Genomic DNA, 7,620 nt, shown 5'->3' on the forward strand with positions numbered 1-7,620 from the left:
TCGGCTCGCAAATCTCCACCCCAGGTAGGAGGCCGAACTATGGACATACATACGGTATGTATGTAACAGTGGATGCGCACTGCAAACACATGGAGGAACCATGGGAATCAGTACGTCACTCGGCCGCACACATGAGGTAGATCTACCCGGCGGCCGCATCCGATATCACGACACGGGCGAGGGAGCGCCGGTTGTCTTCGTCCACGGCCTGCTCGTCAACGCCGACCTCTGGCGCAAGGTCGTCCCCGCCATCGCGGCGGCGGGTTATCGCTGCCTCAGTCCCGACTTGCCGCTCGGTTCACACGAAATCCCGGTCCCCGCAGCGGATCTCACGCCTACCGGGGTCGCCGATCTGATCGCCGACTTCCTGGAGCGACTGGACCTCACCGACGTCACCGTGGTCGCCAATGACACCGGTGGCGCGATCACCCAGGTGTTGCTGACCCGTCGTCCGGAACGAATCGGCCGCGTCGTGCTGAGTTCGTGCGACGCCTACGAGGCATTCTTCCCACCTGCCTTCGCGGCGCTGCCCGTGCTGGCACGCGTTCCCGGCTCGCTACGCCCGCTGACCGAATTGATGCGCATCCGTGCGCTGCACCGTCTGCCGATCGCCTTCGGTTGGGTGACCAAGCGCCCGGTCCCGCCGGAGATCGTCGACTCCTACCTGCTGCCGAGCCGGAAGTCGGCGGCGATCCGCAAGGATCTGCGCCGGTTCCTGAAGAGCGTGCATCGTCGCTACACGCTCGATGCCGCGACCCGATTCCCATCGGTGCGGATTCCGGTGCTGATCGCCTGGGCGCGCGAGGACAAGATCTTCCCGGTGAAGTTCGCCGAGCGCCTAGCTGCCGAACTGCCGAATGCCACCCTGAAATTCATCGACGACTCCTACACGTTCATCTCCGAAGACCAGCCCGAGTTGCTCTCCGAAACGATCCTGGAGTTCACTCGGCTGCATGCAACGCCGTAGTCAGGAGGATCGCTCCCGCGCCACCCGCGCCGCGCTCGAGCAGGCCGGTCGCCGGTTGTTCGCCGAGCGCGGATTCGCGGCGACCTCGGCCGAGGAACTCGTCACCGAGGCGGGGGTCACCCGCGGCGCGCTGCACCACCACTACGGCGATAAGCGCGGTCTGTTCCTCGCGGTGCTCGAACAAATCGAGATCGAGAGCACCACAGAAATCGAAAATGCCATCGGCGCAGTGCATCCCGATGACATTCTCACCTCGATGGCCATCGGCCTCGGCGTCTTCCTGGAGATCTGTCAGCGTCCCGAGATGATTCGAATCACCCTGTACGACGGTCCCGCGGTGCTCGGCTGGCAGGCCTTTCGCGAGTTCGAGGCGCGCCACGGGCTGGGACTGGTCATCGCCGAACTGGAACGGGCCCGCGATGCGGGGCTGATCGCCGACGCGCCGATCTCGGTACTGGCCCAGCTGATCTTCAGCGCAGTCACCGAGGCGGGTCTGATCGTCGCCCACGCCACCGACAAGGATGCGGCCAGAGCCCAGGCGCAACAGTCGCTGATGCTGCTCATCGGCGGCATCCTCCGCACCTGACATGGTCGCCCTACTGCCGCGTCCAGCCAGCTCCTGCCGTACCGCCCCCCTGGGGCCAGGGGCGGTCGAAGGTAGTCGAATGGCGGTCGCCCAGGCCGTATGACTACGCTCGGCGAGCAGTCTTTGCGCGTAGGTTGTGCACCTTGTGTGGGGAGGGCAATGGATGTGCGGGGTTGGGTTATTGGATGGGGAAGTCGAAGTATGTGTTCGGGAAGGGCTCGTTCTTCAGGGTGAAGTGCCACCACTCTTCGGCGAGGTTTTTGAAACCGTGTTCGTCCATGAGGTTCACCAGCAGCTCGCGCAGGGCCCGTTGGGTACTGCTCGGTGCTGGGTTGGTTGTGTGGGCGAGTGGATCGAAGCAGTCGTAGCCCGTACCCAGGTCGAGGCTGTTGTCGCGGAATCGCTGGTCGGCGGGCAGCGTGCAGGCGCGCAGTGGATCGCCGCTGTGGTACTGCTCCTGATCCGGCGCCGGTAGTGCGACGATCGTGAGATCCAAGGTGCTGCCGCGACTGTGCCCGGACTTCTCCGCGATATACCCGTCCCGGAACAGATTCGCCTTTTCCACCGTCGGATAGAACTCCGCCCGCATCTTGGTGTCGCCGAGATCCTTTGCCCAACTGACGAATTGATCCACCGCGCGCTGCGGTCGGTAGCAGTCGTAGGTCTCGAGCCCCAGCCCCATCGGCCGGAGTTCCCGCTGCACGTCGGCGAGCGCCGTGGCCGCCTCCTTGGTCAACAGACACTTCGGCGCTTCGTATCCGTTGATCCGCCCACCGATGAAGTTGTGCTCCCCGAAATACCTTGCATCGACAACGATCGTCGGATCGATCTCGGCCACCGATACGAACGCCGACTCGTCGGCCTTGGGCGAACTCGGTTTCGTGTTCCCACAAGCCACTACCCCGAAGACGGTGACCCCGGCCAAAACCACTGAGCAGAACCGAATTCCGCGCATCCGAAGATCATAGCCGCGGCACTACCTTCCCGAACCGAGTTCCGCCCGCAACCGCCCGCCCAACTGCGCCGCCTCGGCAGCCGACCATGGGATCACCCCGTTCTCGGCCATCAGCGCATGGAACTGTTGCCGCTCGTATGGCGTGCCGGGAGTGAGTGGCTGGACATGCCAGTGCACATGGGCATTGCCCTGCTGGCTGCCCAGTGCGAGCAGGTAGGTGCGTTCGCACGGGACAACGGCCTCGACAGCGCGCGCGACCCGATGAACCACCGCCTGCAATTGCAGGTACGCGTCCTGTTCGAAGTCCCGGACCACATGCTCGATGTGCGTCTTCGGAGCCACCAGAACGTGCCCGTACATCGTCGGGTATCTCCCGAGGAACGCGATGTGCGTGCCGTCATCGAAGATGACCTCATGCTCCGAACCGGGCGCACCCTCGACCAGGTCGCAGATGAAGCAGCCCCCTGATCGCACTCGCTCCGTATACCCGGCCAAATCGAATGGCAACCGGTCTCCGTGCACGGTTCCTCCCCAGGTAGTTCAGTCCGCGATGCCGAGGAATACGACGAGGTATAGCCGCTGCCGGTGGCGATGGTCCAGAACTCACCTCGCTTCACTCGTCATCCAGTGAGTAGCTGATGGCGTCCACGAATGCCTGGTCCTCAGCTGCGTGCAGGTTGTCGGCGAGCACCACGGATTGCCGGTGTGCTTCGGCCAGGAACTGCGGAGCCCCCTGCTCTCGCATTCGGTCACGGTGAGCCTGCATTCGATCCTCAGCTGCCATGCGTTACATGTTGCGCGTGCGGCGGGGGACATGTCGCGCGCTTGCGAGTCAACGCGCTCGGCCTTGCCTGGAGGTGGGCGTCGCCCATTCGTGAAAGGATGACGGTGTGCGTTTGTATCGGGATGAGGCGGTCGTGGTTCGCCAGCACAAGCTGGGTGAGGCGGATCGCATTGTCACGTTGCTGACGCGCGAGCACGGGTTGGTGCGGGCGGTGGCCAAGGGGGTGCGGCGGACGAAGTCGCGGTTCGGGGCGCGGCTGGAGCCGTTCGCCTATGTGGATGTGCAGCTGCATCCCGGGCGCAATCTCGACACGATCACCCAGGTGCACACCATGGAGGCGTTCGCCGCCGATATCGTCGACGACTACGGGCGCTACACCACGGCCTGCGCGGTGCTGGAGACCGCGGAACGACTGGCCGGTGAGGAGCGCGCACCCGCACCGAAGCTGCATGCGCTGACCGCGAGCGCGCTGCGGGCAATCGCCGCCAAACAACGTCCGCACGAATTGATCCTCGACGCATACCTGTTGCGCGCCATGGGTTTTGCGGGTTGGGCTCCCGCGCTGGACGAATGCGCGCGGTGCGCCACACCCGGCCCGCACCGCGCGTTCCACGTCGCCGCCGGTGGCGCTGTTTGCGTGCATTGCCGCCCGCCCGGCTCCGCCACCCCGGCCCCCGGCGTCCTCGATCTGCTGATCGCCCTGCTGAAAGGCGAATGGAAATACGTCGAGCAGGTCCCCGAGCAGGTCCGTAGACAGGCCAGCGGCTTGGTCGCGGCACATCTGCAGTGGCATCTCGAGCGTCAGCTGCGCACCCTGCCGCTGATCGAGCGGTCGCACCCGACCGATGGCCAGACCGTTTTGGCGTCCTCGACCGCAGGACAAGCTGGCTGACCTGCACACAAGTTCTCCACAACCATCAGGCAGGATAGGTGCCGTGATCCTCCGTCGAGACTCCGCCGCGCCGACCAGTTCGACCCGCGCACGGTCGGGTGCCGAACGCACCGTCCGTCCGCCGTCGCCGCACCCGTCGGGGGCGACGCCGCCGGAACTGCCGCGGGAGTTGGTGCCCAGGCATGTGGCGCTGGTGATGGACGGCAATGGACGCTGGGCGCAGGAGCGCGGGCTGCCGCGCACCGCGGGCCACGAGCGCGGCGAGGCGGTTTTGATGGACACCGTCGAGGGCTGTATCGAGATCGGCGTGAAGTGGCTGTCGGCCTACGCCTTCTCCACCGAGAACTGGCGGCGCAGCCCGGAGGAGGTGCGCTTCCTCATGGGGTTCAACCGGGATGTCATCCGCCGCCGCCGTGACGAGATGAACGAGATGGGTGTGCGGGTGCGCTGGGCGGGGCGGCGACCGCGGTTGTGGCGCAGCGTAATCAACGAACTGGAGATCGCGCAGGAGCTGACCAAGGACAACACGGTGATGACCCTCACCATGTGCGTCAACTATGGCGGTCGCGCCGAAATCGCCGATGCTGCAAGGGAAATCGCGCGGCGCGTGGCGGCGGGTGAGATCGATCCGGAGAAGGTGAACGAGGCGGTGGTCGCCAAGTACCTGGACGAGCCGGATATGCCGGACGTCGATCTGTTCCTGCGCCCCTCCGGCGAATTCCGCAGTTCGAACTTCCTCATCTGGCAGTCCGCCTACGCCGAATACGTCTACCAGGACACGCTGTTTCCCGATTTCGACAGGCGCAACCTGTGGGAGGCCTGTCTCCAGTACGCTTCGCGTGACCGTCGCTTCGGGGGGACCAAGTGAACGGCGGCACCAGATGAACGGCGGCACCGATATGGACGCAACAGTGACCCCCGAACAGGAGCTACAGGCCAGGGCGGGTGCCTGTCTGTCGCTCTACGACGTCGCCGTGCGGGTCGACGCCGATGGTTCGATCGGTTTCGAATACGAGGGCGCACTGTGCTCGCTGCGCGCGGTGACCTTGGCGCCCGGCCTGGACGTGCTGACGTTGACCTGCGTACTGGCCTGGGACCGCCCGCTCAAGCCGCAGCTGCACAAGCGGGTTGCCGAGCGCAATGGCGCGATCCAGTTCGGTTCGATCACGCTGATCAGTCGGGGCAGCCAGGCCGATGTCATCCTGCGCTACACCTTCCCGGCCGCGGGTCTGGACGATCAGGCGCTGGCCACCATGCTGCTGCTGGTGCTCTCCGGCGCGGGTAAGGCCAGGCAGGGCCTGCTGCCCTGAGCCGCGCCATGACAGATGTCATGGGAGGTTCGTGACACTCGTGCGAGGTGCCGGACCGCTGATTGCGTGACCGTTGAGTCATGACATCGGCACTGACATCCACGGCCATCTTCGCCGCGGCGGGGGGCTCGGGCAGGCACCGGGTGTCGTCCGCGATCGAACTGCGCGATCTGCACAAGAGCTTCCGGCTCCCGGGCGGCGGCGAGGTGCACGCCGTCGATGGACTCGACCTGACGGTCGCGCCGGGGGAGATCGTCGCCTTCCTCGGACCCAATGGCGCGGGTAAGACCACCACCATCGATATGCTGCTCGGCCTGGCGGCACCGGACTCCGGCAGTGTGCACGTTTTCGGCGGGACACCGGCCGAAGCCCTTGCGGCAGGAAGGATTTCGGCTGTCCTGCAGTCGGGCGGGCTACTGCCCGATCTGACCGTGGCCGAGACGGTGCAGCTGGTGGGCACACTGCACGCGCATCCGCGCTCGGTCGAGGAGGTGCTGGCTCGCGCGGGGATCACCGATATCGGTGCTCGTCTGGTCGGCAAATGTTCGGGCGGGCAGCGGCAGCGGCTGCGATTCGCGCTGGCTCTGCTGCCGAATCCGGATCTCATCGTCCTCGACGAACCGACCACCGGCATGGATGTCGAGGGGCGGCGAGAGTTCTGGAATGCCATGCGCGAGGACTCCGACCGCGGCCGGACCGTGCTGTTCGCCACCCACTACCTCGACGAGGCCGATGCCTATGCCGACCGGATCGTGCTGGTGCGCGCGGGCCGGGTGGTCGCCGATGGCAGCGCCGCCGAGATCAAGAACCTGGCCGCGGGTCGTGCGGTGAGCGCCACTTTGCCCGGCGCGGATCCGGCTCGGCTCTCGGCGATTCCCGGCGTCGACGAGGTCGAGCTGCGCGGCGACCGAATCATCCTGCACACCAAGGACTCCGATGCCGTCGCCCGCCATCTGCTGACCGAGACACCGGCGGTCGATCTCGAAATCACCTCGCACAACCTCGAATCGGCATTCCTGGCGCTCACCACGGGAGATAACTGAAATGACCACTCTTGCCCCACAAGCGGTCTCGACGCGCGTTCCGCTCGGCGGTTTCAGCCTCGGCTTCCTGCGGCTGGAATTGCGTCGCATGCTGCGCAACCGGCGCACCATGATGTTCACACTGATCATGCCGCCGCTGTTCTTCGTCATCTTCGGACTGCAATCCGATTACCGGACACAGTCTTTCGGCTCGGGCAATGTCACCGGCTACGTCATGGTGTCGATGGCGGTGTACGGCGCGATGCTGGCGACCACGAGCGGCGGCGCCATGGTTGCGATCGAACGCGCGCAGGGCTGGAGTCGCCAATTGCGGCTCACCCCACTGCGTCCAGTCGCCTATATCGCCACCAAGGTTGCCGTCGCGATGGTGCTCGGCCTGGTCTCGGTCGCCGCGGTCTTCGTCGTCGGCGGTATCTTCGGCGCGCACCTGACGGCCGCGGCCTGGGTGAGCTGCTTCCTGCTCGCCTGGATCTGCTCGCTGGTCTTTGCCGCCTTCGGCCTGTTCGTCGGCTACCTGCTGCCCTCGGAGAATGTCATGCAGCTGCTCGGTCCGGTCCTTGCGGGCCTGTCCTTCGCGGGCGGTCTGTTCATGCCGCTGCACGGCTGGTTCGAGGCGGTCTCCAAGATCTTCCCGACCAATGGCGTCGCCACCCTGGCGCGGATGCCCTTCGGCGATACCAGCACCGCATCGATCGCCCTGGCGATCCTCAATGTCATTGCCTGGGCCACGGTGTTCATCGGCGGGGCCGCCATCCTGTTCCGCCGTGATACCGCCCGCTGAGTTGTCCCGCGCATCCGGCTGCCCACCTACCAGGGTGTGCGGCCGGGCGGCATGGGGTGATGTTGTTGTTCGGGGTCGTAGGACCGAGGGAGGCCGCGCGATGCGGGGTGGCGATGCCGTGCGCGATGGCCGTGCGATATGGCATGACCGTGCGCTGACCGGATTGCTCGCTGCACGATATGGCGATGCGGACGCGGACTACTCAGCTATCAGCAGCCGTGGCGGTCGGGGATGCTGCATCATCGCGTGTGGTGGTGGTCGGGGTTGCTGCATCGTCGGGTGTGGTGGTGGTCGGGGTTGCT

Annotated in this window: 10 protein-coding genes; 7 read left to right on the forward strand and 3 right to left on the reverse strand. The window is 65.7% G+C overall.

Annotated elements, in window-relative coordinates; genetic code table 11:
* Positions 1 to 100: 100 nt before the first annotated feature.
* Entirely contained in the window at positions 101 to 967 is an 867-nt protein-coding gene (locus tag ABZ293_RS16120) for an alpha/beta hydrolase (protein ID WP_355181216.1), read from the forward strand.
* The gene (locus tag ABZ293_RS16125; protein WP_355181218.1) at positions 954 to 1,553 is read left to right on the forward strand and encodes a TetR/AcrR family transcriptional regulator; all 600 of its coding nucleotides are present in this window, start codon (positions 954 to 956) and stop codon (positions 1,551 to 1,553) included. Before ABZ293_RS16120 ends, ABZ293_RS16125 begins: the two co-directional genes overlap by 14 nt.
* A gap of 178 nt (positions 1,554 to 1,731) precedes the next feature.
* Here the strand turns inward: ABZ293_RS16125 and ABZ293_RS16130 are convergent, their stop codons facing one another.
* From ABZ293_RS16130 to ABZ293_RS16140, 3 genes are all read right to left on the reverse strand, one after another.
* Positions 1,732 to 2,508: a M15 family metallopeptidase gene (locus tag ABZ293_RS16130; RefSeq protein ID WP_355181220.1), complete on the reverse strand. Its 777-nt coding sequence runs from the start codon at positions 2,506 to 2,508 to the stop codon at positions 1,732 to 1,734.
* A 21-nt stretch (positions 2,509 to 2,529) separates the two neighbouring features.
* Positions 2,530 to 3,015, reverse strand: coding sequence for an HIT family protein (locus ABZ293_RS16135; RefSeq protein WP_355181222.1), 486 nt, complete (start codon positions 3,013 to 3,015; stop codon positions 2,530 to 2,532).
* Between the two features lie 106 nt (positions 3,016 to 3,121).
* Positions 3,122 to 3,292, reverse strand: a complete 171-nt coding sequence (locus ABZ293_RS16140; protein ID WP_355181226.1) for an antitoxin MazE-like protein — start codon at positions 3,290 to 3,292, stop codon at positions 3,122 to 3,124.
* A gap of 106 nt (positions 3,293 to 3,398) precedes the next feature.
* Between ABZ293_RS16140 and recO the strand changes: the two genes are divergently transcribed.
* The 5 genes from recO to ABZ293_RS16165 all read left to right on the forward strand — a co-directional run bounded on the left by recO (position 3,399) and on the right by ABZ293_RS16165 (position 7,318).
* On the forward strand, positions 3,399 to 4,184 hold the full coding sequence (recO, locus tag ABZ293_RS16145; RefSeq protein WP_355181228.1) for a DNA repair protein RecO: 786 nt from the start codon (positions 3,399 to 3,401) through the stop codon (positions 4,182 to 4,184).
* A gap of 46 nt (positions 4,185 to 4,230) precedes the next feature.
* A complete protein-coding gene (locus ABZ293_RS16150) occupies positions 4,231 to 5,052 on the forward strand; it encodes an isoprenyl transferase (RefSeq protein WP_355181559.1) in 822 nt (273 codons plus the stop codon).
* Between the two features lie 13 nt (positions 5,053 to 5,065).
* Positions 5,066 to 5,494 (forward strand): hypothetical protein, encoded by a 429-nt coding sequence (locus ABZ293_RS16155; protein WP_355181230.1) that lies wholly within the window; start codon positions 5,066 to 5,068, stop codon positions 5,492 to 5,494.
* Positions 5,495 to 5,574: 80 nt separating this feature from the next.
* Complete coding sequence (locus tag ABZ293_RS16160; protein ID WP_355181232.1) at positions 5,575 to 6,537, forward strand: ABC transporter ATP-binding protein; 963 nt, start codon at positions 5,575 to 5,577, stop codon at positions 6,535 to 6,537.
* 1 nt (position 6,538) lies between these two features.
* The gene (locus tag ABZ293_RS16165) at positions 6,539 to 7,318 is read left to right on the forward strand and encodes an ABC transporter permease (RefSeq protein ID WP_355181234.1); all 780 of its coding nucleotides are present in this window, start codon (positions 6,539 to 6,541) and stop codon (positions 7,316 to 7,318) included.
* Positions 7,319 to 7,620: the final 302 nt, after the last annotated feature.

The sequence above is a fragment of the Nocardia sp. NPDC005998 genome (assembly GCF_040614395.1).
In the GTDB taxonomy this organism is placed as follows: Bacteria; Actinomycetota; Actinomycetes; order Mycobacteriales; family Mycobacteriaceae; genus Nocardia.